The following is a 23,344-nucleotide window of genomic DNA, read 5'->3' as shown; positions in this document are numbered from 1 at the left end:
CTTCGAGAAGGACGGCGAGGTGACCGGCGGCACCATCGCCCTGCACCGTGAGGTCTTCAAACGCCTCGGAGTCGATGATCTCAAGGGCGTCAAGACCGACTGGGGCGGACTGATCCCCGGCTTGAACGCCAAACGCTACGACCTGGTGAGCGCAGGCATGTCGATCACGCCCGAACGGTGCGGCCAGGCCGCCTTCAGCGTCCCCGAGATCAACTACACCACCGCGCTGATGGTGCAGCCCGGCAATCCGAAACAGCTCTCCGACATGGACTCCATCAAGAATTCCGGCGCCAAGATGGCCGCCATGACCGGAGCGATCGAGGCCGACTACGCGACGCAGCTCGCAATTCCCGACCCCATGCTCGTGAAGGACCAGCAGTCCGGCATCGACGCGGTGAACTCCGGTCGCGCCGATGTCTTCGCGCTCACCGCGGTCTCCCTCAACTACGCGAAGGCCAACACCCCGGGGCTCGACGTCGAGGTGACGAAGCCGTTCATCGCGGTGATCGACGGCAAGCCGCAGAATCCCGCGGGCGCCACCGTGTTCCGCAAGCAGGACACCTCGCTGCGCGATGCCTACAACGCCGAGGTCAAGAAGATCCTGGCGGACCCCGCCGAGTATCTCCGGATTCTGGGACCGTTCGGATTCACCCTCGAGAATCTGCCCGATCCGAAGCTGACCACCGAGCAGCTCTGCAACGCCGAGTGAGCGGGTCAACGAACTAGGTGAACCACAACCTCGACGAACTCGTCGATGCCCTGCCCGAGCTCGGGCGGGGCATCGTCATCACCCTGGAATTGACGGCGGGCGGCGGGCTGCTGGCCTTTGTGCTCGCACTGGGTCTGGGCACGATCGTCCGCGTCCGATCCCTGCCCATCCGATTCGTGGCGCGCGTGCTGATCGAGTTCTTTCGCGGCACGTCTCTGGTGGTCCAGCTCTTCTGGCTGTTCTACGTGCTGCCGCTGTTCGGCTACCAGCTCGACCCGGTGCTGTGCGGCATCCTGGCCCTCGGCCTCAACTACGGCGCGTACGGCGCCGAGGTGGTTCGCGGCGCCCTCAACGCCGTGCCCACCGCCCAGACCGAGGCGGCGGTGGCGTTGAATTTCAGTCCCTGGCATCGCCTCACGCGGATCGTGTTCCCGCAGGCCTGGGCGATGATGATCCCGTCCCTGGGGAATCTGCTGATCCACTTGTTGAAGGGCACGGCGTTCGCGTCGTTCATCACGCTCCAGGACCTCACCGCCGGAATCGTCGACCTCCAGCGATCCACCGGCGACACGCTCTTCGCGTTCGGCATCGGCCTCGTGCTGTACCTGATCCTCGCGTATATCGTCACCCTGGTGATCAACCTCGCCGAGGCTCGGGCCAAACACCGACTGGGGCGTGGTCCCACCCTGCGTGAACTGCTCAGTTTCCGGCCGCAGTCGAGCCTGCCGGGAGGTGGATCGCTGTGATCGAGTGGAGCTGGCAACGTGCAGACGACGCGATGCCCTATCTGTGGGACGGGTTCCAGGTCACGCTGCTTGCCACGCTGATCGGCTTCGTCGTCGCCGCGATCCTCGGCCTGGGGATCGCCGTGATCCGGCGATCCGCTCCCCGCTGGGTCTCGATGCCGGTCCACGCTGCGGCCGAGTTCGTTCGGCTGACGCCGATGGTCGTCCAACTGTTGTTCGTCTACGCCCTGCTTCCCGGCGTCACCGCACTGACCATCGGTGTCGCGGTCCTCGGCGTTCACTACTCGACCTACATGGCCGAGGTCTATCGGGCGGGTATCGAGGAGGTCCCGAAGGGACAGTGGGAGGCTGCCCGGGCGCTGTCGCTGCCGCCGCAACGAACCTGGCGCGCCGTCATCATTCCGCAGGTCGTCAGGAACTCACTGCCCGCCCTCGGCAACAACGCGGTGTCGATGCTCAAAGACACCCCGTATCTGTTCACCATCACCGTGGTGGAGTTGGTGACGGAGGCCCAGCGGTACGGTGCCGCACATTTCGCCTACCTCGAAGCGTTCACCCTGGCCGGCGTCTTCTTCCTCGTCGCGAGCTACCCGACCTCGGTCCTGATCCGACAATTGGAGAAGCGCCTTGCGCATGGATAAGACTCCCCCGGACGACTTCCGGGACCAGATGATCCGGTTCGACCGCGTGGTCAAGCGGTACGGCGACCACACGATTCTCGACCACCTCGACTTCACCGTCGGACGGGGTGAGAAGGTCACTCTGATCGGGCCCAGCGGATCCGGCAAGACCACCATCCTTCGGCTGCTGATGACCCTCGAGAAAGTGACCGACGGCGCGATCTGGGTGGCGGGGCAACCCCTCACCCACCGCTATCGGGGCGGCCGACTGGTGCCCGCGACCGAGAAGCACCTCCGCGAGGTGCGCAAGAGCATCGGCATGGTGTTTCAGCAGTTCAATCTGTTCCCGAACATGACCGTGCTGCAGAACATCACCGAAGCGCCGATCCAGGTGCTCGGGCAGAGCCGGGACGAGGCCGTCGGGCAGGCCCGCAGCCTGCTCGAGATGGTCGGGCTCAGCGACAAGGAGTCGGCTCATCCCAGCCAGTTGTCGGGCGGTCAGCAGCAGCGTGTCGCGATCGCCCGCTGCCTGGCGATGAGTCCGCAGGTGATGCTGCTCGACGAGGTCACGTCGGCCCTCGACCCGGAGTTGGTCGACGGGGTCCTCGCCGTGCTCCGCGACATCGCCACCACCACCGACATCACCATGCTGATCGTGACCCACGAGATGCGGTTCGCCCGGGAGGTCTCCGACCGAGTGATGATGTTCGACGCGGGCAAGATCGCCGAGGCCGGGACCGCGGACCAGATCTTCGAGAACCCCCGCGAACAGCGGACCAAGGACTTTCTGCGCGCCGTGCTGTGAGACCGCTCAGCCGCTGTTCCGCAACGCGGTCGCCAATCCGTTCATCGTCAACTGAATTCCGCGGCGGATCAGCGGCGAGTCCTCGCCCGCGCGGAAGCGCTTGAGCAGTTCCACCTGAAGCAGATTGAGCGGCTCCAGATACGGGAAGCGGTTGTACACCGACCGTTTGAGGGCCGCGTTGTCGGCGAGGAGATCAGAGGTGCCGGTGATCTTCGCGTACATCGCGATCGTCCGCTCGTGCTCGGCGACGATCATCGAGAACACTCGGTTCCGAAGCTCCTCGTCGTCGACCAAGGCCGCATACCGGTGTGCCAGACCCATGTCGGACTTCGCGAGCACCTGGGCCATGTTCGACATCACGGAACGGAAGAACGGCCAGTTCTGGTAGTAGTCGCGGAGCTTGTCCAGACGTTCGGCATCGGTGCCGACCCACTGCTCCACAGCGCTGCCGACGCCGTACCATCCGGGCAGCATCACCCGGCACTGCGTCCACGACAGCACCCACGGGATGGCCCGCAGGTCGGAGATCGCCGTGGTCTGCTTGCGCGACGTCGGTCTGCTGCCGATGTTGAGCGCGCCGATCTCAGACAGCGGCGTCGAGGCGGTGAAGTACTTGACGAACCCGGGGGTCTGGTGCACCAGCGCGCTGTACGACCGCCGCGCCAGCTCGGCGAGTTCGTCGAAGTCCGCGTACGCCGCCGCCGGGTCGTCACCGAGACCTTCGGTGTCCAGCAGGGTCGACTCGATGGTCGCCGCGAGGAGCGACTCCAGGTTGCGTCGCGCGCTCACCGGCTCGGCGTACTTGGCGGCGATGATCTCGCCCTGCTCGGTGAGCCGGAGGGCGCCCTGGACCGCCCCGGGCGGCTGCGCCAGAATGGCGTCGTAGCTTGGGCCGCCACCGCGCCCGACGGTCCCGCCCCGGCCGTGGAACAGCTGAAGCCGGACGCCGGCGTCGCGCGCCGCCGCCACCAGATCGAGTTCTGCGCGATACAGCGCCCAGTTCGCGGCCAGGTACCCGCCGTCCTTGTTGGAGTCGGAGTAGCCGAGCATCACCTCCTGGGTGTCGCCCTGCGCCCGCACCAGATCCCGATAGAAGCCCAACGAGAGGGTCGCGGTCATCGTCGCGGCCCCGTCCCGCAGATCCTCGATGGTCTCGAACAAGGGGACCACGCGGACGCTGCACGAGGGTGCGCCGTCGTCGCCGAGTCGGTAGAGGCCCGCTTCCTTCAGCAGAATCATCGCCTCGAGCATGTCCGAGACCGACTGGCACATGCTGATGATGTAGGTGGGGACCGCGTGGCGACCGAACCGGTCGACAGCACCGGCCGCAGCGTGCACCACGCCGAGTTCCTTGACCGCGAGCTCACTGAGCTCGGCGTCCGGCGAGGTCAACGGTCGGCGCGAGGTCAGCTCCCCGGTTAGCAGATCGATGCGCGCCTGCTCGTCGAGCGCACCGTAGTCGGGACAGACGCCCGCCCACGCCAGCAGTTCGGCGACGACCTCGGCATGCGTGTCGGAGTTCTGCCGCATGTCGAGCCCCGACAGATGAAAGCCGAAGGTGCGGACCGCTTCTCGGAGAGCGCCGAGCCGATCGTCGGCGATCGATGCGTCGGAGACGGTGCGCAGCGCGTCGTCGATCACGTCGAGATCCGCGGAGAACGCATCGGCGTCGGCATAGGGTTCCGAGGCCGTCGCCAATTCCCGCTCCCCCGGGTCGACGAAGTCGTCGCCGAGCGTGACGAGCGCACGAGCCAGGACCCGCGAGCGGATCGCGGTGACGGCCGACCGGAACGGCTCGTCGTCGGTGCGGCCGGGCTCCGCATCCGGAGCGAACCCCGCGCCGAGCGCGACCAGCGCGGCCGAGACGGGCGCCACCAGGCGCGTGGACATGCTCAGTTCCTGATGCAGCGCGGCGAGCTCGCCCAGGTGATGGCGCATCACCACGCGAGCGGCGCTCGACGACGCCTCCATCACCACCTCGGCGGTGACGAACGGATTCCCGTCCCGATCGCCGCCGATCCACGAACCCATGCTGATCATCGACATGCCGCTGAAGTCGACATCCGGGTACGCGGCGGCGAGGGCCGAGCGGACGTCGTTGTTCAGCGCGGGCACCACCTCGAAGAACGAGGCGCCGTAGTACCGCAGCCCGGTCACGATCTCGTCGGAGATCGTCAATCGACGCATCCGAATCAGCGCCGTTTGCCACAGCATCAGAATCTGCCTGCCGATGTCGGCGTCGAGCGCCGCCTCCTCGGCCGGGGTCAGTTCGGTCCGCGCCCGCACACGCATCAGTTCGGTGATGCGATTCTGCGCGTCGAACACACTGCGCCGACGGGTCTCGGTGGGGTGTGCGGTGATCACCGGAACCACCTGGGCCCCGCCGAGACCGGCGATCACCTGGGATCCGGACAGGCCGGCGTCGGCGAGCTTGCCGAAGGCGGCCGCCAACGACGACGCCTGCGGCCGATCCCCCGCCCGCAGATGGATGCGGCGTCGGCGCTCACGATGCAGATCCTCGGCGAGGTTGGCCAGCAGCGCGAAGTTGGTGAACGCTCGGATCACCGGCATCAAGTCGGCCACCGCGCGATCGGTGTAGCGGTCCGCGAGCTCGTCGCGCGTGACGTCCGCGTATCGGATGCCGAAGGCGTCCCGACGGGAGTCCTCCACCAGGGTGAAGGCCTCGTCGCCGGCGTGCGACGCGATCACCCCGCCCAGCAGGTCGCCGAGGTACCGGATGTCGTCGCGGAGCGGTTCGGTGAGTGCACGATCGGCGTCGTCGACGCTGATGCGCTCGACCATCGGTGTGGCGATGGCGCGCGCGATCGCTTCCGGAGTCGCGTTCTGGGGAGTCAGCTCGTCAGCAGCCATGCGACCAACCTACGTCCGCGCCGTCGATCACGCTGGGCGACGCGGTATGCGTTCAGTCTTCGGCGGAGCGGATGTCGTCGCGGACGCGCGCCTCCCGGTAGCCGGTCCATCGCTGGTCGCGCACCTGGTCTTCGGTCGGCTCGGGGGTGCGCTCGTGCCGACCGCGAGCGATGCCCGGCAACGGACCGGTGCCACCGTTGACCGCGGCGATCGCGCGGTCGGCCAGCGCCTCGCCGGCACCGCGGTACAGCTGGATCACCACGTCGATGCCCATGTCCTCGAGCTCGGCGACGTCCTCTCGGTACAGGGCGACCGATGCGACGATCGCGCTGCCGTCGTCGACGCGGCGCAGTTCCCGCAGTGCCTCGATGTTCGCGTACTGCGCGGGCATCGCCAGCATGATCACCTTGACGGTCCCGGTGACCACCACCCGCGTCCAGAAGTCGTAGTCGGTCGCGTCGGCCTCCAGGACGTGGTATCCCTGCTCCACGAGCTCCTGGACCCGGTTCGGGTCGTGCTCGATGCCCACCGCACGGTAGCCGTATTCGTCCACCAACTGCTGGTAGGCCGACGAGCCCACCCGGCCCATGCCGAGCACCACCGCATCCGCGTCGCCGATGTCGATCGGCCGGTCGTCGATGTGGATCTTGCCGGGCGGTCGAGTCGGCAGCTTCCGCGCGAACTGCGAGATCCGCGAGACGCCCGGCGGGTTGACGATGCCCGCGACGATGAAGCCGCCCGACACGGCGATCACCAGGGTCAGCAGCCAACTGTCCGACAGCCACCCGTCCTCGGTGCCGATCTCGGCGATGATGAGGGCGAACTCGGAGTAGTTCGCCAGGGCGAGGGTCGCCAGCAACGATGTGCGGTTCCGCAGCCCGAACATCCACAGCAGGAACCAGTAGACGAGGGCCTGGATCGGCAGCAGAAGCAGCAGAAGCAGGCCGATGCCGACATTGGCCCACGTCGGGATGCCGTGGAATCCGATCGAGACGAAGAAGCCGATCAGCAGCAGGTCTTTGATGCGGAAGAGGGCGTTCGACAACTGCTCCGCGCCGGTGCGGCGCGCCAGGAGCACGCCCATCACCAGGGCGCCGAGGCTTCCCGACAGTCCGACGGCGGTGAACAGCAGGTAACCCGGGATCAGCGCCATGCCGATGCCGAAGAGCATCTCCATCTCACCGTGGCCGATGCGCGACCAGTACTTGGTGGCCCACGCGAGCACCGGCAGCGCCACCACCAAGCCGAGCGCCCAGACGCTGGGCGGTTCGCCGCGCGAGGCCGACATCAGGACCACCGCGAAGATGTCCTGCATCACGAGGACGCCGATGACGATGCGGCCGTACAGCGCGAGCTCGTCTCCGCGTTCCTGCAACACCTTGACCGCGACGATGGTGCTGGAGAACGACAGCACGATCGCGATCGCGATCAGCACCTGCAGCGACTCCTGCGCGATGAATCCGATCACCGTCATCAGCGACAGCACGCCGACCCCGACCAGCGTCATCACCAGGACGTGGGCCGTCGCGTTGAGCCAGACCTCCTTCTTGATCAAGGAGCCGAGGTCGAGCTGCAGCCCGATCGCGAAGAGCAGCAGGATCACGCCGATCTCGGCGAGCTCGTCCAGTCCGGTGATCTTCTCGACCGAGGACGCCTCGAGGATGAAGCCCGCCGCCAAGAAGCCGATCAACGGCGGCAGTCGCACCAGCTTGGCCACAAGCCCGCAGCCGAAGACGATGGCGACGTACGTCGCAATAAGGGTCACATCAGCACCCCTACGACCGAATCAACAACAACAGGCCGCCGGGACGGATCCCAGCGGCCGTTCGGTCGAACTCCGAATCAGGAGTACTTGATGTCGAGGCCGACACCGATGATCAGAATCAACCAGATGATGCCGACGAAGACGGTGAGGCGGTCGAGGTTCTTCTCGACGACCGACGAACCCGACAGGCTCGACTGGACGCCACCACCGAACAGCGAGGACAAGCCACCACCCTTGGCGCGATGCAGCAGAACCAGAACGATCAGCAGCAGGCTGGTGATGATCAAGCCGATGTTGAGCGCGATAGTCACGGGTGGATGGTCCTGTTCGTCGAAGCTTCTGGTCGGCCACCGGAAGGGACCTCACGAAGAGATCCGTAGAAAAAGAACAGTGGCAGGTCGCCTCCGTCGGGAGGCAACCTGCCACAGTCTACGCGATGGATGCGGCGACGACCGCACGCACCCGTTCGCGTGTTTAGAGCAGCGGTCCGCCGGCGGCGATCGCCGACAGCTGAGCGAACTCGTCAGCCTTCAGCGATGCTCCGCCGACCAGCGCACCGTCGACGTCGGACTGAGCGATCAGCTCGCCGACGTTCTTGGCGTTCACCGATCCGCCGTACAGCACACGCACCGAGTCGGCGGTCTCCTGATCGGCGAGTTCGGCGAGGGCGCCACGGACTTCCTTGCAGACCTCCTGCGCGTCGGCAGCGCTCGCCACCCGACCGGTGCCGATGGCCCACACGGGCTCATAGGCGACGACGACCTTGGCGATCTCCGCCTTCGTCAGACCGGCCAGCGAGGCCTTGAGCTGAGCGACGTTGTACGCCACGTGCTCGCCCGCCTCGCGGACGTCGAGCCCCTCCCCGATGCACACGATCGGCGTGAGGTCGTGACGCAGCGCGGCCTTGGTCTTGGCCAGCACCACCTCGTCGGTCTCGCCGTGCAGGCTGCGACGCTCCGAGTGGCCGACCACCGCGAAGGTGCAACCCAGCTTGGCCAGGAAGGCGCCGCTGATCTCGCCGGTGTAGGCACCGGAATCGTGCTGGGAGACATCCTGCGCACCGTAGGTGAGCAGGAGCTTGTCGCCGTCGACGATCGTCTGCACGCTCCGGATGTCGGTGAACGGCGGGATCACCGTCACATCGACCTTGTCGAAGTACTTCTCGGGCAGGGCGAAGGCGATCTTCTGAACCAGCGCGATGGCTTCGTAGTGGTTCAGATTCATCTTCCAGTTGCCCGCGATGAGCGGAGTCCTACTCATGCGTTCACCTCCAGGACGGCCAGACCCGGGAGTTCCTTGCCCTCCAGGTACTCCAGCGACGCACCGCCGCCGGTCGAGATGTGCGAGAACGCCTCATCCGGGATGCCCAGCGCACGCACCGCTGCGGCCGAATCGCCGCCGCCGACGACGCTGTACGCGCCGTTCGCGGTGGCCTCGGCGATCGCCTCGGCGACACCGCGGGTGCCCGCCGCGAACTTCTCGAATTCGAACACACCCGACGGGCCGTTCCAGAAGATCGTCTTGGCGCTGCGCAGGACGGTGGCGAATCGCTCGACGGTGCCCGGACCGATGTCCAGGCCCATCCCGGAATCGAAGCCGTCGGCCGACATCGCGATGCTGGTGTCGGCATCGGCGGCGAACTTGCTCGCGACGACGATGTCGTGCGGCAGGTGGATCACGTCGCCGAACTTCTCGAGGAGTCCCTTGCAGGTGTCGATCATGTCTTCCTGCATCAGCGAATCGCCCACCTCGCTGCCCTGTGCCTTCATGAAGGTGAAGGCCATGCCGCCGCCGATCACCAGGGTGTCGACCTTGGGTGCGAGGGCTTCGATGACGCCGAGCTTGTCGGACACCTTGGAGCCGCCCAGAACCACTGCGTAGGGACGCTCGGCGTCGGAGGTGAGCTTCTTCAGCACCTCGACCTCAGTCGCCACCAGTCCGCCGGCGTACGACGGGAGCAGTTTGGCGACGTCGTAGACCGACGCCTGCTTGCGATGGACCACACCGAAACCGTCAGAGACGAACGCGCCGTCGTCGCCGACCAGCTCGACGAGCGCCTTGGCGAGCTTGGTGCGGTCGGCGTCGTCCTTGCTGGTCTCGCGGGGATCGAAGCGGATGTTCTCCAGCAGCAGGACGTCACCGTCGGTGAGGCCCTCGGCACGGGCGAGCGCGTCGGACCCGACCACGTCGCCGGCGAGCTGGACATTGCGGCCCAGCTCCTCCGACAGTCGTGCGGCCACCGGCGCCAGGGACAGCGCCGGATCCGGCTCGCCCTTGGGGCGACCGAGATGCGCGGTGATGATGACCTTGGCACCGGCGTCGACGAGCTTGGCGATGGTCGGCGCCGACGCGATGATGCGGCCGGGATCGGTGATCGTGCCGCCGTCGAGCGGAACGTTCAGGTCCGAGCGCACCAGCACGCCGCGACCCTCGACTCCGTCGGCCAGAAGGTCTTCCAGAGTACGAACAGCCATGGTGATTACAGCGACTTCCCGACGAGGCCGATGAGGTCGACGAGGCGGTTGGAGTAGCCCCACTCGTTGTCGTACCAGGAGACGGTCTTGGCCTGCTTGCCGATGACCTTGGTGAGGCCGGCGTCGATCAGCGAGGAGTGCGGATCGGTGACGATGTCGCTCGAGACGATCGGCGCGTCGTAGTACTTCATGATGCCCTTCAGCGGGCCCTCGGCGGCGGCCTTGAAGGCAGCGTTGATGTCTTCGGCGGAGGCCGACTTCTTCAGCTCCGAGGTGAGGTCGGTGACCGAACCGGTCGGGATCGGCACACGCAGGGCGTAGCCGTCGAGCTTGCCGAGGAGCTCCGGAAGGACCAGGCCGATGGCCTTGGCCGCACCGGTGCCGGTGGGAACGATGTTGACCGCGGCGGCGCGGGCGCGACGCAGGTCCGAGTGCGGGCCGTCCTGCAGGTTCTGGTCCTGCGTGTAGGCGTGCACGGTGGTCATCAGACCCTGCTCGATGCCGAACTCGTCGTTCAGCACCTTGGCCATGGGGCCGAGGCAGTTGGTGGTGCACGAGGCGTTCGAGATGATGTTCTGGCTGCCGTCGTACTTGTCGTCGTTGACGCCCATCACGATGGTGATGTCCTCACCCGAGGCCGGAGCCGAGATGATGACCTTCTTGGCGCCGGCGTCCAGGTGACCCTGAGCCTTGGCGCGCGCGGTGAAGATGCCGGTCGACTCGACGACGACGTCGACGCCGAGGTCACCCCACGGCAGTGCGGCCGGGCCTTCCTTGACCTCGAGTGCCTTGATCTTGACGTCGCCGACGACGATGGTGTCGTCACCTTCCAGGCGAACGTCCTGCGGCAGGCGACCGAGGATGCTGTCGAACTTCAGCAGGTGCGCCAGCGACGCGTTGTCCGTCAGGTCGTTGACAGCGATGATCTCGATGTCGGTGGTTCCGAGCGCCTTCTGAGCCTCCACGGCGCGGAAGAAGTTACGGCCGATGCGGCCGAAGCCGTTGACGCCTACCCGAACAGTCACAAGTTGCTCCTTAGCGGTGAGTGTAGAGCCGGCGGTTCACAGCCGGCCCGCTGCCCCCAGCCTAATCGTCGCTGCCCGCGAGGTCACCGGAAGGTCACATGTCGGGCTGGGGTGTTGGTCACCCCGGCGGTTCGGCCGGGGTGTCAGGCCTCGTCGAGAAGCTCCGCGGTGACCGCGGATTCGGTGTCCGGGATGCCGTCCGTACGAGCCCGCTTGTCGGCCATCGACAGCAGTCGACGGATGCGGCCGGCGACCGCGTCTTTGGTCATCGGCGGATCGGCGAGCTGGCCGAGCTCCTCCAGCGACGCTTGGCGGTGCTCCACGCGCAGCCGACCTGCGGCCACCAGATGGTCGGGAACATCGTCGCCGAGAATCGCCAGCGCCCGCTCCACGCGGGCAGCCGCGGCGACCGCCGCACGAGCCGATCGGCGAAGGTTCGCGTCGTCGAAATTGGCGAGACGATTGGCGGTCGCGCGCACTTCGCGACGCATCCGACGCTCCTCCCAGACCAGTCGGGTGTCGTGCGCGCCCATGCGCGTCAGCAGCGCACCGATCGCCTCACCGTCGCGGATGACCACGCGATCGCTGCCGCGCACCTCGCGCGCCTTGGCGGCGATCCCGAGTCGACGCGCCGCACCGACCAATGCCAGAGCGGCTTCCGGTCCGGGACAGCTGACCTCGAGCGACGACGACCGTCCGGGCTCGGTGAGCGAGCCGTGTGCCAGGAACGCTCCGCGCCACGCGGCCTCGGCGTCGCCGATACTGCCGCCGACCACCTGCGCGGGCAGGCCGCGGACGGGCCTGCCGCGCATGTCGAGCAGGCCGGTCTGTCGAGCGAGCGCTTCTCCGTCCTTGGTCACCCGCACGATGTAGCGGGCGCCCTTGCGCATTCCGCCCGACCGCAGCACGTGGACGTCGGCCGTGTACCCGAACAGTCCGTGGATCTCGTACTTGAGGCGGCGTGCGACGTTGCCGAGGTCGACCTCGGCCTCCACCACCACGCGCCCGTTCACGATCTGCAGTCCCCCGGCGAACCGCAGGAGCGCCGACACTTCGGCCTTGCGACCACTGATCTGCGCTACCGACAACCGGCTGAGCTCGTCCTTGACGGCTCCAGTCATAGCCACGGTGAAACGTCTCCTCTCCCCTTGCATCCCCCCGTCTGAGAGAACACCGCCGCGCACCTCGGCGCATCGGTTTCGGTCAGACGTCTGCGGGCAACCTTACCGGCGGTCATTTCGAGTTCAGCAGCCCGACCACCGTCGCGGCCGTTTTGGCGGGATCGTGCACTCCCGTTCCGGGGACTGCGAGCTCGGCGACGCGCAGCGTGGCGCCGAACCGGTCGGCGGCCCGTTCGAGGTACTCGCGTTCGCGCCCCGCGGGCACCGACGAGGCGTCGACGACGACGTCGTCGAACTGCAGCGTCGAAGCGTGCGCATGCAGCACGTGCAGGTGGCGTTCCACCGAGTAGCCGGTGGTCTCCCCCGGCTCGGCCTGAAGATTCACGAACAGCATCTTGCGGGCCGAGGTCTCGCGCAAGGCCGCCACCTGCTCCGGAACCAGCACATGTGGGATCACGCTCGAGAACCACGAGCCGGGCCCGAGGGTCACCACATCGGCTGCCCGGATGGCCGCCACGGCCGCCGGGCAGGCGTCCGGCGCGTCCGGGATCAGGCGGACGCGACGCGGCTTTCCCGGCGTCGTCGCAACGGCGACCTGACCGCGGATCACCCGGCTCACGCGCGGATCCGACTCCAGCCCGGAGACGTCGGCTTCGATCACCAGCGGCACATCGGCCATCGGCAGCACGCGACCGTCGACGCCGAACAGGTCCATCAGTTCATCGAGTGCGGAGACCATGTCGCCGGTAATCTCGGCGACACCGCTCAGCAGGAGGTTGCCGATCGGATGGCCGGCCAGCGCACCGTATCCGCCGAACCGGTGCTGAAGCAGCTGTGCCCAGCGCGCGTGCCGGTCGGCGGCGGCGGGATCGTCGCGTCGCAGGTCCTTTACGGCCGTCGGCGCGCCCATCAGCGCCGCCAGCGCCATGCGGAGGTCGCCGGGCGGGATCTGTCCGAGTTCGGCCCGGATGCGGCCCGAGGATCCGCCGTCGTCGGCGACCGTGACCACCGCGGTGACGTCGGCGGTCAGGTATCGCAGCGCGGTGAGCGTGTTGAAGAGTCCGTGACCTCCGCCGAGCGCGGCGGCTTTGAGTCCGGCGTTCTTGAACCCGGAGTCTTCGGGCCCGGCGTCCGTCGTCATTCGCGCCCCAGGTCTCGGTGCGTGACCTCGACGTCGTAAAGCAGATTGCCGTCGCCGTCCACGGCCTCGGACAGCCGCCGGGCGAGATCCTGCGACATCGCGACGCTGCGATGCTTGCCGCCGGTGCAGCCGACGCCGAGGGTCATGTATCCCTTGCCTTCGCGAAGGTAGCCGCGGCCGACGATGCCGACGATGTCCACGTAGCGCTCCAGGAACTCCGCTGCGTCCTCCTGCCCGAGCACGTAGTCGCGGACCTGCGGCTCACGTCCGTTGTGCTCGCGCAGTTCCGGAATCCAGTACGGGTTCGGGAGGAAGCGGACGTCGGCGACCAGGTCGCAGTCGATGGGCAGCCCGTACTTGAAGCCGAACGACTGCACGGCGATCGACAGGCGTCGACCGGCGACGGTCGGAAAGACGTTCTCGACGATGGAGCGCAGTCGAGTAGAGCTCAGGTTCGAGGTGTCGATCACCTTGTCCGCGACCGTCGCGACCGGATCCATGATGGCGCGCTCCGCGGCGATGCCTTCGCTGAGAGTTCCGTTGCCCTGCATCGGGTGTCGGCGGCGGACCTGCTCGAACCGGCGGACCAGGACATCGTCCGAGGCGTCGACGAAGATCATCGAGGTGTCGGCGCCGCCCTCCTCGAGGTCGGACCGCAACTTCTTCATCTCGGCGTCGAACGACGGGTCGCCGCCGCGCACCACCATCGCGATGCGCTGGGCGCCGACCTCACTGCTCCGAACCATCTCGACCAGCGCGGCGATGAGCGACATCGGCACGTTGTCGCTCACGTACCAGCCGTCGTCCTCCAACACATTCGCCACCGACGTCCGGCCGGCGCCGGACATGCCGGTGACGAACAGCACCGTGGTTCGGTTGTCCGAATCAGTCAACTTGCGTTTCCCTCCCTGTCGGCGGTGTTGTCATCGAGTGCATCACGAACCGCCTGTGCTGTCGCGGGACCGACGCCTTTCACTTCGGCGATCTCGTCCACGGTCGCTCGCTTGAGATTCGCCACGGACCCGAAATGCGTTACCAGCGCGGTCCTGCGCCCGGCGCCGAGACCCGGGATGCCGTCCAACGCCGAGGTCGTCATCCGCTTGCTCCGCTTGCTTCGATGGAACGTGATGGCGAAGCGGTGCGCCTCGTCGCGCACACGTTGAAGCAGAAAGAGCGCTTCGCTGTTGCGCGGGAGGATCACCGGCTCATCATCACCCGGAATCCACACCTCTTCCAGCCGTTTCGCCAGACCCACCACTGCCACGTCGGTGACACCCAGCTCGTCGAGGGCCGCAGCGGCGGCGTGCGCCTGCGGGGCGCCGCCGTCGACCACGAAGAGGTTCGGCGGATAGGCGAACTTCTTCGGCTTGCGCGAGGTCTCGGTGTCGTCCGCGGCGGTCTCCGTGGCCGACATCTCTCCGGTGCTCGTCGGCGGCGTCGACACCCCCTCGCGATGGCGGGCGAATCGCCTGCGAGTCACCTCGGCGATCGAGGCGACGTCGTCGGAGCGACCGTCGCCCGCGGCCTCCTTGATCGAGTAGTGCCGGTAGTCGGACTTGCGGGCGATCCCGTCCTCGAAGACCACCAGCGAGGCGACCACGTCGGTGCCCTGCACGTGCGAGATGTCGATGCACTCGATGCGCAGCGGCGCGTCGTCGAGACCGAGCGCTTCCTGCAGGTCGGTGAGGGCGGCCGAGCGCGAGGTGAGATCGCCCGCGCGCTGCAGTTTGTGCCGCGCCATCGCTTCGGTCGCGTTCAGTTCCACCGTGGTCATCAAGGTGCGCTTGTCGCCGCGCTGCGGCACTCGGAGGCTGACGCCGGCACCGCGTTGCTCGGTGAGCCACTTCTCCAGTTCGGGCGCGTCATCGGGCAGTGCGGGTACCAGCACCTCGCGCGGGATGCCGCTGCTCATCTCGCTCTCGGCGCCATAAAACTGCAGGAGGAAGGCCCCGACCTGGTCGGCCAGCGTCGCGTTCTCCTGGACCTCCACCACCCAGCCGCGCTCGCCCCGCACCCGACCGTCGCGAACGTGAAAGATCTTGACCGACGATTCGAGTTCGTCGCCGACCAGTGCGATCACGTCGGCGTCGACGCCGTTGCCGAGGACGACCGCCTGCTTCTCCATCGCGCGACGCAGCGCGGAGACGTCGTCGCGCAGGCGCGCCGCTCGCTCGAAGTCGAGCTCTTCGGCGGCAGTGGACATCTCCCGCTCCAGCTTGCGGATCAGCGCATCGGTCCGACCGGCGAGGAAGTCGCAGAAGTCCTCGACGATCTCCCGGTGCTCCGCGGCGGAGACGCGTCCCACGCACGGTGCCGAGCACTTGTCGATGTAGCCGAGCAGGCACGGGCGACCGATCTGTTCGCTTCGACGGAAGACACCCGTGGAACAGGTCCGAACCCCGAACACGCGGGTCAGGAGATCCACCGTCTCGCGGATCGCCCACGCGTGCGCGTACGGGCCGAAATAGCGGACCCCCGGCTTGCGCGGTCCGCGGTACACGAAGACGCGCGGATACTCCTCGTTCAGCGTCACGGCCAGCATCGGATACGACTTGTCGTCGCGGTAGCGGACGTTGAAACGCGGATCGAACTCTTTGATCCAGTTGTACTCGAGCTGAAGCGCTTCGACTTCGGTGCCCACGACGGTCCACTCCACGGAGGCGGCCGTGGTGACCATCTGCCGGGTGCGCGGATGCAGTCCGGTGAGGTCGGCGAAGTACGAGGTCAGCCGCTGTCGCAGGCTCTTGGCCTTGCCGACGTAGATGACGCGGCCGTGCTGATCACGGAACTTGTAGACACCGGGATCGGTGGGGATGGTGCCCGCAGCGGGGCGGTACGTCGACGGATCAGCCACGGTTCCCAGATTAGTCGTCGCGTCCGACACCCCCGCCGCTACCGTTGGTCCATGAAGGCGGTCCCTCGCGAATCCGGCGTTCGCGGCGCACTGGTCGCCGCGGCGGCTGTGGTCGCCGCGTCGGCACTCGTCGCCTGCAATGACGCCAACGCGTTCGCCGATGAGTACGCAGCCTATCTGGAGACCCAACCCTCGGTGGAGACGTTCCGCGTGCGGCCCAACAACACCATGCCGGGTGCGGAGTCGGTCGACTCGACGATCACGCTGCGCGACGGAATGTCCGACGACGACGTCACCGCGACGATTCAGCGACTCGCCGCGCATCAGGTCGACGAGCGGATCGATGAACATCGACTCCGCGTCACCTTCTCGGCACGGGATGGCGAGGCGGCCGTCACCCTGCTCGTGATCCCCGGTTCAGACAACCCGCGGATGGGCGATCGGTCGACGCTGCGGCACTGGGTGCAGCGCACCCGCGCGGCGACTGTCGAGACCCCGACCATCGTCGCCCTGCGCCTGTGGTCGGACGCCGTCGACGCGACGACCGCCGCCTCCGCGTTTCCGGTCGCCACCGCGATCGACGCGTTCGTCGAATCCGAACCGGCCGGACTCGTCCAACTCAGCGTGTCGGGCGCGGACTGCAATCTCCAATGGGATGCCGACGACTCCCCGACCGCGTTGGCGGCCTACCGCGACCTGATCGCACTGTTGCCGAACGGCGTGGCGCCCGCGCACTGCCGCGCGTCGTCGCAGCGGCCGTTGACCGAGGCGAGCTTCTTCATCACCGTCCCGCGCGACACCGCACCCGACGTCGTCCAAGCGATGCGCGAGCGCGCCGCCGACCTCGGCGTGCCCGCCGAGATCACCGTGGCTGCTTGAGGACCGGCTCGAGCGGGTCCGCGCTATTCGGCGTCCTGCCGCGCGCCGTACTTCTGTCCGTATTCACGAATCCGACTCATGGCCGCGACCGCGGCGTCGCCGTCACGGGCCTGGATCGCCATCACCGGGATGTGCTCGTCGCCGGGGAACAGCAGGCGCGCGCAGAAGCCCTTCTCGGGATACTCGAGTCCGATCATCTGGTCCCAGGTGAAGACCCGCTCGGAGACCAGGTTCAGGACCCCGATCCCGTCAGGACCGACGCGCACCCGCGAGCGGGTGAGGAACAGGATCACGGCGCAGATCAGCACCCCGACGCCGATCAACGAGAACTTGTCCCACCAGTCGATGTTGACGCCCGTATATGTGATGTCGAGCAGGAAACCGAAGGTCAGGTGAATCACCATGACGACGGCGATGGCCACCCAGGCCGCCTGCCGCATCCATCGCGGCTTGTAGACGAACTCCCAGGTGTCCGCCTGCGCGTCGCCGAATCCCAGGCTCATCAGAGGTCCTTGAGGATGAGGGCCGCCGCGAGTGCCGCGGTCATCGCCTGGGCCCCCTTGTCCTCCGACGATCCGGGGAGCCCCGACCGGTTGATGGCCTGAGCCTCGTTGAGTGTGGTGAGGACGCCGTTGCCGACGGGCGTCGACTCGTCGAGCGACACTCGGGTGAGGCCGACGGTCACCGCGTCGCACACGTACTCGAAGTGGGGCGTCTCGCCCTTGATCACCACGCCGAGCGCCACCACCGCATCGTGTGTGCGGGCCAGCGCCTGCACGATCACCGGCAGTTCGATGGCACCCGCGACCCGAACGACCGTCGGGTCGTCGATGCCACTGTGCGCCGCGGCGCGCACCGCGCCGTCGAGCAGTGCCGTGCAGATGGTCTCGTGCCACTGCGAGGCGACGATGGCGACCGTCAAGTCGCTCGCGTCCGCCAGGTCGAGGGTCGGTTCACCGGATCCGCTCATGCGCCTTCTCCTGCCGTGTCCGCCGCGTCGACATCGAAGTCGTCCAACCCCTCCAGCACGTGTCCCATGCGGTCCCGCTTGGTTCGCAGGTAGCGCAGGTTCTCGGCGTTCGCGCGGATCGGCATCGCCACGCGTTCGACGATCTCCAGTCCGTACCCGTCCAAGCCGACCCGCTTGGCCGGATTGTTGGTGAGCAGGCGCATCGAACGCACCCCCAGGTCCACCAGGATCTGTGCGCCGAGACCGTAGTCGCGGGCGTCGGCGGGCAGCCCCAGTTCCAGGTTGGCGTCCACGGTGTCTGCACCGTTGTCCTGCAGCTGGTAGGCCTGCAGCTTGTGCATCAGACCGATGCCGCGTCCCTCGTGACCGCGCATGTAGAGAATCACCCCGCGGCCTTCGCGACCGACCATCTCCATCGCCGCGTCGAGCTGCGGACCGCAGTCGCAGCGGAGCGAACCGAAGACGTCGCCGGTGAGGCACTCCGAGTGCACGCGGACCAGGACGTCCTCGCCGCCGTCGGCCGCGATGTCGCCCATCACCAGCGCGACGTGCTCGGCCTCGTCGAACGAGCTCTGGTAGCCGACCGCCCGGAACGTGCCGTGCTCGGTGGGGATTCGGGCGTCGGCGACGCGATCGACGTGCTTCTCGTGGTGACGTCGCCACGAGATCAGATCGGCGATCGAGATCAGCGCGAGGTCGTGCTCGTCGGCGAAGACTCGCAGTTCCGGCGTCTGCGCCATGTGGCCGGGGTCTTTCTGGCTGACGATCTCGCAGATCACGCCTGCGGGCGAGAGCCCGGCGGCCTTCGCCAGATCGACGGCGGCTTCGGTGTGGCCCGGACGACGAAGCACGCCGCCCGACTTGGCGCGCAGCGGAACCACGTGTCCGGGTCGCGTGAAGTCGTGCGCCGAGGACGCCGAATCGGCCAGCTTTCGCATGGTCGTCGCGCGGTCGGCCGCACTGATGCCGGTGCCGATGTCCTCGCGGGCATCGACGGTGACGGTGTAGGCGGTGCCGTGCTTGTCCTGGTTCACCGAGTACATCGGCGGGAGACCGAGACGGTCGCAGTCCTCGCCGGTCATCGGAACGCACAGGTATCCGGAGGTGTAGCGGACCATGAACGCGACCAGTTCCGGGGTCGCCATCTCGGCGGCGAAGATCAGGTCGCCTTCGTTCTCGCGGTCCTCGTCGTCGACCACCACCACGGCCTTGCCCGCGGCGATGTCGGCAATGGCGCGTTCGACGGTGTCGAAGACGATCTTCTCGCCGAGACCCTCGGTCTTGCCTGCCTCACTCATTCGGCTCACTGCCTTCCACATCGGTATTCGCGGAGCGGACGGCGCCGGTGAGGCGCTCGACGTACTTCGCAATGACATCGACTTCCAAGTTCACCCGCACGCCGGGGGCGGCGTCGCCGAGGTTGGTCTCGGCGAGGGTCGTCGGGATCAGCGATACCTCGAGCCAGTCCCCGTCGTCGTCATTGATCCCGACTGATGAGACAGTCAGCGAGATGCCGTCGATCGTGATCGACCCCTTCTCGACCACGTAGCGGGCCAGGTCTGCGGGGATCCCGACGCGGACGACCGTCCAGTTCTCACTCGGCGACACCGCGCGAATCCGTCCGACGCCGTCGACGTGCCCCTGAACGATGTGCCCGCCGAAGCGACCCCCCGCGGCCATGGCGCGCTCGAGGTTGACTGACGAGCCCTTGCCCAGGCGATCCAGCGAGCTGCGGCTGAGCGTCTCGGCCATCACGTCGACGGTGAACTCGTCGTCGCCGAGTTCGGTGACGGTGAGACAGACTCCGTTGACGGCGATCGAGTCGCCGAATGATGCATCGCTGGTGACCAGCGGCCCGCGAATGCGAAAACGCGCGGCTTCAGTGAGGTCGTCGCGGGCGGTGATCTCGCCGCGCTCCTCCACGATTCCGGTGAACACCGTCTCTCCTTTGCAACGTGCGCTCGGGAGAGACAGCCCGGCGGGTGCCACGCTATCGTCCTCTCGTATCCGGACTATGACCGTCGGCCCCGGAATCTCACCGAAGTCTGCTCGTCCCCGCACTGATGCGCGGGCGCTCGCGGGCTCGTCCCTCTTGCGAGGGCATTACCGCCGGTGGGGAATTGCACCCCGCCCCGAGAACTCACTATCGAAATTAGCATGACCTGCAAACCGCGCGCGCATCTGCCATCCCGACTGGCGGGACGACCGGCGCCCGGACGCTAGGGTAATCGGACACGCCGGACATCCCGGTCGACGAAAGGCCCTCCATGAGCACGCCGCAGACTTCCGGCACCCCGATCGCACGTTTCTTCAAGAGCTACTGGCTGCCGTTGGTGATCGGTGTCCTCGCGATCGTCTTCATCGCGCAGAATCGCGACTCCACCAGCACGAACCTGTTCTGGGTGTCGTTCCAGGCTCCCCTGTGGCTGGCGCTGGCCATCATGGCGCTGATCGGATTCGGCTGCGGAGTGTTCATCGGTCGCCGAAGCCGCAAGGTCAAGGACTAGCAGGTCAAGGACTAGCGATCCCGGCGCCGCGCTTCGAGCACCACCAGCAGGTCGTCGCCGAGCTCGGTCACCGCCGTCCGCCGGAAGCCGTGGGCCTCGGTCAACGTGGTGACCGAGCGGTCGACCACCGCGCTCGCACCGCCGCCGAGAATCGTCGGCGCCAGGTAGGCGTGGAGTTCATCGACCGATTCGGCCTCGAGGAAGGCGCCGATGATCGCGGGTCCGCCTTCCACGAGCACGTGCAAGGCGTCCGGGAGCGCGTCCAGGACCGCCTGTGGATCGTGACTGCGCACGTGAACCAGCGGAGCGCGACCATCACGGAGTGCCGCGTCGGCGGGGACATCACGTCTGCCCAGCACCACGCGGGCGGGCTGATGCGACATCAGCGTCCCGTCCGGGTTCCGGGCGGTCAGCGACGGGTTGTCGGCCAGAACCGTGCCCGTTCCCACGACGATCGCGTCGAGCCGTCCCCGCTGCCGGTGCGCGTGCTCGCGCGACGCCGGTCCGGTGATCCACTGACTGGTCCCGTCCGGGGCCGCGATGCGACCGTCGAGCGTGGCGGCCATCTTCGCCGTGACGAACGGACGGCCGTACCGCTGGCGGTGCAGCCAATACCGCAGCGGACCCGAGCGGGCCTCTTCATCGAGCACCCCCGCGGTCACGCGGACGCCCGCGGCGCGGAGCGTCGCCGCTCCCCCGGCCGCCGACGGATTCGGGTCCGTGACGGCGTACACGACATCGACGACGCCCGCGTCGAGCAGGGCCTGCGCGCACGGCCCGGTGCGACCGACGTGATTGCAGGGCTCCAACGTGACGACGGCCGTCCCGCCGCGCGCACGGTCGCCCGCCGCACGCAACGCCATCACTTCGGCGTGCGGTCCGCCGGGCGGTTGGGTGTGCCCCACCCCGGCGACCGCGCCCGTGGCATCGAGAATCACCGCGCCGACAGGGGGATTCGGCGAACTGACACCTAGCGCACTCTCCGATGCGACGAGCGCCCGCCGCATCACCTCATCGACGCGCACCGGGCTAGTGCTTGTCCCGGACTGCGGTGGCGAGTCGACGCAGGTCGGCCACCCGCCCCGCCGGATCGTCGCCGCCGTAGACCGCCGATCCGGCCACGAAGCAGTCGACACCGGCCTCCGCGGCCTGCTCGATCGTGGAGGCGCTGATGCCGCCGTCGATCTCGACGAGCAGGCGCAGGTCGCCGCTGTCGATCTTCTTGCGGATGGTGCGGACCTTCTCGAGTACCTCGGGCATGAACTTCTGCCCGCCGAAGCCGGGCTCCACGCTCATCACGAGCAGGGTGTCGAAGTCCTTGAGGATCTCCAGGTACGGCTCCAGCGGCGTGCCCGGCTTGATCGCCAGTCCGGCCTTGCCGCCCGCCGCGCGGATGTCGCGGCCGACGGCGACCGGGTCGTCGGTCGCCTCGGCATGGAAGGTGACGTTGTACGCGCCGGCTTCGGCGTACGGCGGCGCCCAGCGTCCCGGATCCTCGATCATCAGGTGGCAGTCGAGCGGGATGTCGGTGGCTTTGAGAATGCTCTCGACCACCGGCATGCCCAGCGTCAGATTCGGCACGAAGTGGTTGTCCATGACGTCGACGTGCACCCAGTCGACTCCGGGATCGATGTCGGACGGTCCCACGGCAGCGATCTCGGCGGCGAGATTCGCGAAGTCTGCGGACAGGATGGACGGGGCGATCATGGGTGCCGGACGGCCGGGGTTGCACATGGCGTCGAGTGTACGAGAAGGACCCGTCACTCCTTGCGAAGCGCTGCCACGAACATCGCGTCGGTGTCCTGCCGGTGCGGCCACAGCTGCACGTGCGGCCCGGCGCCGAGCGTTCCCGGGTCGAAGACGTCGCCTGCGACGAGCGAGCGGGCGTCGATCTGCGCGATGCCCTCGGTCTCCGCCAGGACCGCGTCGACGACACCGACCGTCTCGGACAGGTGCGGCGAGCACGTCGAGTACACGACCACGCCTCCGGGCCTCACCAGACGCAGGGCTTCGGTGAGTAACTGCTTCTGCAGGGCGACCAGTTCCGGGATGTCGTCGGGTCGACGACGCCAGCGGGCCTCGGGACGACGTCGGAGCGATCCGAGACCGGAGCACGGCGCGTCGACGAGCACGCGGTCGAAGCCGGGCTCCAGGCCGGAGTCACGACCGTCGGCGACGTGCACGTCGACCGGGAGACCGTCGACCACTTTCTCGATGAGTTCCGCCCGGTGCTCGGAGATCTCGACGGCGTCCAGTCGAGCGCCGGCCAAGCCTGCCAGCGAGCCGAGCAGCGACGCCTTCCCTCCGGGACCCGCGCACAGGTCGAGCCACCGACCGGAGTCGTCGGCGACATCCGCGCGGGTGAGAGCGAGCGCCACCAACTGGCTGCCCTCGTCCTGGACGCCCGCGAAGCCCTCGCGGACGGCGTCGAGCCGCCCCGGGTCACCTTCGGGGAGGTACACGCAGTACGGCGAGTAGCGGCCTTCGTCGCCTCCGCTGATGAGGGCGAGTTCCTCCCCCGTGATCTGTCCCGGGCGGGCCACCAGGTGGACGATGGGGCGATCGTCGTCGGCGGCCAGCGCGGCCTGCAGCTCACCGGTGGAGCGGCCGAGTGCCTCGTAGAAGACCTCCGCGATCCATCGCGGGTGCGCGTAGGTGAATGCGAGGTTCCCGATGCGGTCCTCCATCATGGACGGCGCCAACTCGTCGATCCAGAGCTGTTCGTCGCGCTGACTGACCTTGCGGAGCACCGCGTTGACGAAGCCCGACGGCCCCATGCCGTTCTCGGCGCGGGCGATGTCCACCGACGTCGAGACGGCGGCGTGCGAACCGATGCGGGTGCGGAGCAGCTGATAGG

The 23,344-nt window shown here is 67.7% G+C and carries 23 protein-coding genes and 1 riboswitch; of the genes, 6 read left to right on the top strand and 17 right to left on the bottom strand.

Annotated elements, in window-relative coordinates:
• The 4 genes from GX543_RS06930 to ehuA form a co-directional block, all read left to right on the top strand.
• A partial coding sequence (locus GX543_RS06930) for a transporter substrate-binding domain-containing protein (RefSeq protein ID WP_290850828.1) occupies window positions 1-709 on the top strand: 709 nt, incomplete at its 5' end.
• Between the two features lie 17 nt (window positions 710-726).
• Window positions 727-1,455, top strand: a complete 729-nt coding sequence (ehuC, locus tag GX543_RS06925) for an ectoine/hydroxyectoine ABC transporter permease subunit EhuC (RefSeq protein WP_290850827.1) — start codon at window positions 727-729, stop codon at window positions 1,453-1,455.
• A 32-nt stretch (window positions 1,456-1,487) separates the two neighbouring features.
• Window positions 1,488-2,096, top strand: coding sequence for an ectoine/hydroxyectoine ABC transporter permease subunit EhuD (gene ehuD, locus GX543_RS06920; protein WP_290850836.1), 609 nt, complete (start codon window positions 1,488-1,490; stop codon window positions 2,094-2,096).
• Window positions 2,097-2,124: 28 nt separating this feature from the next.
• Window positions 2,125-2,880 (top strand): ectoine/hydroxyectoine ABC transporter ATP-binding protein EhuA, encoded by a 756-nt coding sequence (gene ehuA, locus GX543_RS06915; RefSeq protein WP_290850834.1) that lies wholly within the window; start codon window positions 2,125-2,127, stop codon window positions 2,878-2,880.
• Window positions 2,881-2,886: 6 nt separating this feature from the next.
• On the opposite strand, the gene ppc is transcribed toward ehuA, so the two are convergent.
• From ppc to uvrC, 10 genes are all read right to left on the bottom strand, one after another.
• Window positions 2,887-5,682: a phosphoenolpyruvate carboxylase gene (gene ppc / locus GX543_RS06910; protein ID WP_290850832.1), complete on the bottom strand. Its 2,796-nt coding sequence runs from the start codon at window positions 5,680-5,682 to the stop codon at window positions 2,887-2,889.
• A gap of 121 nt (window positions 5,683-5,803) precedes the next feature.
• The gene (locus tag GX543_RS06905) at window positions 5,804-7,516 is read right to left on the bottom strand and encodes a cation:proton antiporter family protein (protein WP_290850825.1); all 1,713 of its coding nucleotides are present in this window, start codon (window positions 7,514-7,516) and stop codon (window positions 5,804-5,806) included.
• Window positions 7,517-7,593: 77 nt separating this feature from the next.
• Window positions 7,594-7,827: a preprotein translocase subunit SecG gene (secG, locus tag GX543_RS06900; RefSeq protein ID WP_290850823.1), complete on the bottom strand. Its 234-nt coding sequence runs from the start codon at window positions 7,825-7,827 to the stop codon at window positions 7,594-7,596.
• A gap of 163 nt (window positions 7,828-7,990) precedes the next feature.
• Complete coding sequence (tpiA, locus tag GX543_RS06895; RefSeq protein ID WP_290850822.1) at window positions 7,991-8,776, bottom strand: triose-phosphate isomerase; 786 nt, start codon at window positions 8,774-8,776, stop codon at window positions 7,991-7,993.
• Window positions 8,773-9,990 carry a phosphoglycerate kinase gene (locus GX543_RS06890; RefSeq protein WP_290850821.1) on the bottom strand — a complete coding sequence of 406 codons (1,218 nt, stop codon included), beginning with the start codon at window positions 9,988-9,990 and terminating at the stop codon, window positions 8,773-8,775. Before GX543_RS06890 ends, tpiA begins: the two co-directional genes overlap by 4 nt.
• Window positions 9,991-9,995: 5 nt before the next feature.
• Window positions 9,996-11,015, bottom strand: coding sequence for a type I glyceraldehyde-3-phosphate dehydrogenase (gene gap / locus GX543_RS06885; protein WP_290850820.1), 1,020 nt, complete (start codon window positions 11,013-11,015; stop codon window positions 9,996-9,998).
• A 143-nt stretch (window positions 11,016-11,158) separates the two neighbouring features.
• Complete coding sequence (whiA, locus tag GX543_RS06880) at window positions 11,159-12,142, bottom strand: DNA-binding protein WhiA (protein ID WP_290850819.1); 984 nt, start codon at window positions 12,140-12,142, stop codon at window positions 11,159-11,161.
• A gap of 106 nt (window positions 12,143-12,248) precedes the next feature.
• Window positions 12,249-13,277 (bottom strand): uridine diphosphate-N-acetylglucosamine-binding protein YvcK, encoded by a 1,029-nt coding sequence (yvcK, locus tag GX543_RS06875; protein WP_290850818.1) that lies wholly within the window; start codon window positions 13,275-13,277, stop codon window positions 12,249-12,251.
• Window positions 13,274-14,170, bottom strand: a complete 897-nt coding sequence (gene rapZ / locus GX543_RS06870) for an RNase adapter RapZ (protein ID WP_290850817.1) — start codon at window positions 14,168-14,170, stop codon at window positions 13,274-13,276. Before rapZ ends, yvcK begins: the two co-directional genes overlap by 4 nt.
• Window positions 14,167-16,131 (bottom strand): excinuclease ABC subunit UvrC, encoded by a 1,965-nt coding sequence (gene uvrC / locus GX543_RS06865; RefSeq protein ID WP_290850816.1) that lies wholly within the window; start codon window positions 16,129-16,131, stop codon window positions 14,167-14,169. The genes rapZ and uvrC overlap by 4 nt, the downstream gene beginning before the upstream one ends.
• A 51-nt stretch (window positions 16,132-16,182) precedes the next feature.
• Here uvrC and GX543_RS06860 point away from each other — a divergent pair, with 51 nt between their 5' ends.
• Window positions 16,183-17,010 (top strand): hypothetical protein, encoded by an 828-nt coding sequence (locus GX543_RS06860; protein ID WP_290850815.1) that lies wholly within the window; start codon window positions 16,183-16,185, stop codon window positions 17,008-17,010.
• Between the two features lie 23 nt (window positions 17,011-17,033).
• On the opposite strand, the gene GX543_RS06855 is transcribed toward GX543_RS06860, so the two are convergent.
• From GX543_RS06855 to GX543_RS06840, 4 genes are read right to left on the bottom strand one after another with little or no spacing between them, the layout of a single operon-like run.
• Window positions 17,034-17,513 carry a PH domain-containing protein gene (locus tag GX543_RS06855; protein ID WP_290850810.1) on the bottom strand — a complete coding sequence of 160 codons (480 nt, stop codon included), beginning with the start codon at window positions 17,511-17,513 and terminating at the stop codon, window positions 17,034-17,036.
• Entirely contained in the window at window positions 17,513-17,980 is a 468-nt protein-coding gene (gene ribH / locus GX543_RS06850; RefSeq protein ID WP_290850808.1) for a 6,7-dimethyl-8-ribityllumazine synthase, read from the bottom strand. The genes GX543_RS06855 and ribH overlap by 1 nt, the downstream gene beginning before the upstream one ends.
• Entirely contained in the window at window positions 17,977-19,278 is a 1,302-nt protein-coding gene (locus GX543_RS06845; RefSeq protein WP_290850830.1) for a bifunctional 3,4-dihydroxy-2-butanone-4-phosphate synthase/GTP cyclohydrolase II, read from the bottom strand. Before GX543_RS06845 ends, ribH begins: the two co-directional genes overlap by 4 nt.
• Window positions 19,271-19,918, bottom strand: a complete 648-nt coding sequence (locus tag GX543_RS06840; RefSeq protein ID WP_290850807.1) for a riboflavin synthase — start codon at window positions 19,916-19,918, stop codon at window positions 19,271-19,273. The genes GX543_RS06845 and GX543_RS06840 overlap by 8 nt, the downstream gene beginning before the upstream one ends.
• Before the next feature lie 53 nt (window positions 19,919-19,971).
• A riboswitch (FMN riboswitch) is annotated at window positions 19,972-20,124 on the bottom strand.
• 123 nt (window positions 20,125-20,247) lie between these two features.
• Here GX543_RS06840 and GX543_RS06835 point away from each other — a divergent pair.
• Window positions 20,248-20,487, top strand: coding sequence for a LapA family protein (locus GX543_RS06835; RefSeq protein ID WP_290850806.1), 240 nt, complete (start codon window positions 20,248-20,250; stop codon window positions 20,485-20,487).
• 11 nt (window positions 20,488-20,498) lie between these two features.
• Here GX543_RS06835 and ribD read toward each other — a convergent pair whose 3' ends face one another.
• From ribD to GX543_RS06820, 3 genes are all read right to left on the bottom strand, one after another.
• Window positions 20,499-21,494: a bifunctional diaminohydroxyphosphoribosylaminopyrimidine deaminase/5-amino-6-(5-phosphoribosylamino)uracil reductase RibD gene (ribD, locus tag GX543_RS06830; protein WP_290850829.1), complete on the bottom strand. Its 996-nt coding sequence runs from the start codon at window positions 21,492-21,494 to the stop codon at window positions 20,499-20,501.
• Between the two features lie 22 nt (window positions 21,495-21,516).
• Window positions 21,517-22,221 carry a ribulose-phosphate 3-epimerase gene (rpe, locus tag GX543_RS06825; protein ID WP_290850804.1) on the bottom strand — a complete coding sequence of 235 codons (705 nt, stop codon included), beginning with the start codon at window positions 22,219-22,221 and terminating at the stop codon, window positions 21,517-21,519.
• Window positions 22,222-22,247: 26 nt separating this feature from the next.
• Window positions 22,248-23,344: RsmB/NOP family class I SAM-dependent RNA methyltransferase (locus tag GX543_RS06820; RefSeq protein ID WP_290850802.1), on the bottom strand; the 1,097-nt coding region annotated here is incomplete at its 5' end.

Origin of the sequence: Gordonia sp. (in: high G+C Gram-positive bacteria) (assembly GCF_012515855.1) — a bacterium.
In the GTDB taxonomy this organism is placed as follows: domain Bacteria; phylum Actinomycetota; class Actinomycetes; order Mycobacteriales; family Mycobacteriaceae; genus Gordonia.
The sequence above is the reverse complement of the archived record's forward strand: the minus strand, read 5'-3'. Positions and strand labels throughout refer to the sequence as shown.

Bases quoted from the DNA above. Each gene is read 5' to 3' on its own strand.
- ehuD (WP_290850836.1), top strand. From the start codon at position 1,488: ATGCCCTATCTGTGGGACGGGTTCCAGGTCACGCTGCTTGCCACGCTG.
- ehuA (WP_290850834.1), top strand. From the start codon at position 2,125: ATGATCCGGTTCGACCGCGTGGTCAAGCGGTACGGCGACCACACGATT.
- ppc (WP_290850832.1), bottom strand. From the start codon at position 5,682: ATGGTCGAGCGCATCAGCGTCGACGACGCCGATCGTGCACTCACCGAA.
- tpiA (WP_290850822.1), bottom strand. From the start codon at position 8,776: ATGAGTAGGACTCCGCTCATCGCGGGCAACTGGAAGATGAATCTGAAC.
- GX543_RS06890 (WP_290850821.1), bottom strand. From the start codon at position 9,990: ATGGCTGTTCGTACTCTGGAAGACCTTCTGGCCGACGGAGTCGAGGGT.
- yvcK (WP_290850818.1), bottom strand. From the start codon at position 13,277: ATGACGACGGACGCCGGGCCCGAAGACTCCGGGTTCAAGAACGCCGGA.
- GX543_RS06860 (WP_290850815.1), top strand. From the start codon at position 16,183: ATGAAGGCGGTCCCTCGCGAATCCGGCGTTCGCGGCGCACTGGTCGCC.
- GX543_RS06855 (WP_290850810.1), bottom strand. From the start codon at position 17,513: ATGAGCCTGGGATTCGGCGACGCGCAGGCGGACACCTGGGAGTTCGTC.
- ribH (WP_290850808.1), bottom strand. From the start codon at position 17,980: ATGAGCGGATCCGGTGAACCGACCCTCGACCTGGCGGACGCGAGCGAC.
- GX543_RS06845 (WP_290850830.1), bottom strand. From the start codon at position 19,278: ATGAGTGAGGCAGGCAAGACCGAGGGTCTCGGCGAGAAGATCGTCTTC.
- GX543_RS06835 (WP_290850806.1), top strand. From the start codon at position 20,248: ATGAGCACGCCGCAGACTTCCGGCACCCCGATCGCACGTTTCTTCAAG.
- ribD (WP_290850829.1), bottom strand. From the start codon at position 21,494: ATGCGGCGGGCGCTCGTCGCATCGGAGAGTGCGCTAGGTGTCAGTTCG.
- rpe (WP_290850804.1), bottom strand. From the start codon at position 22,221: ATGTGCAACCCCGGCCGTCCGGCACCCATGATCGCCCCGTCCATCCTG.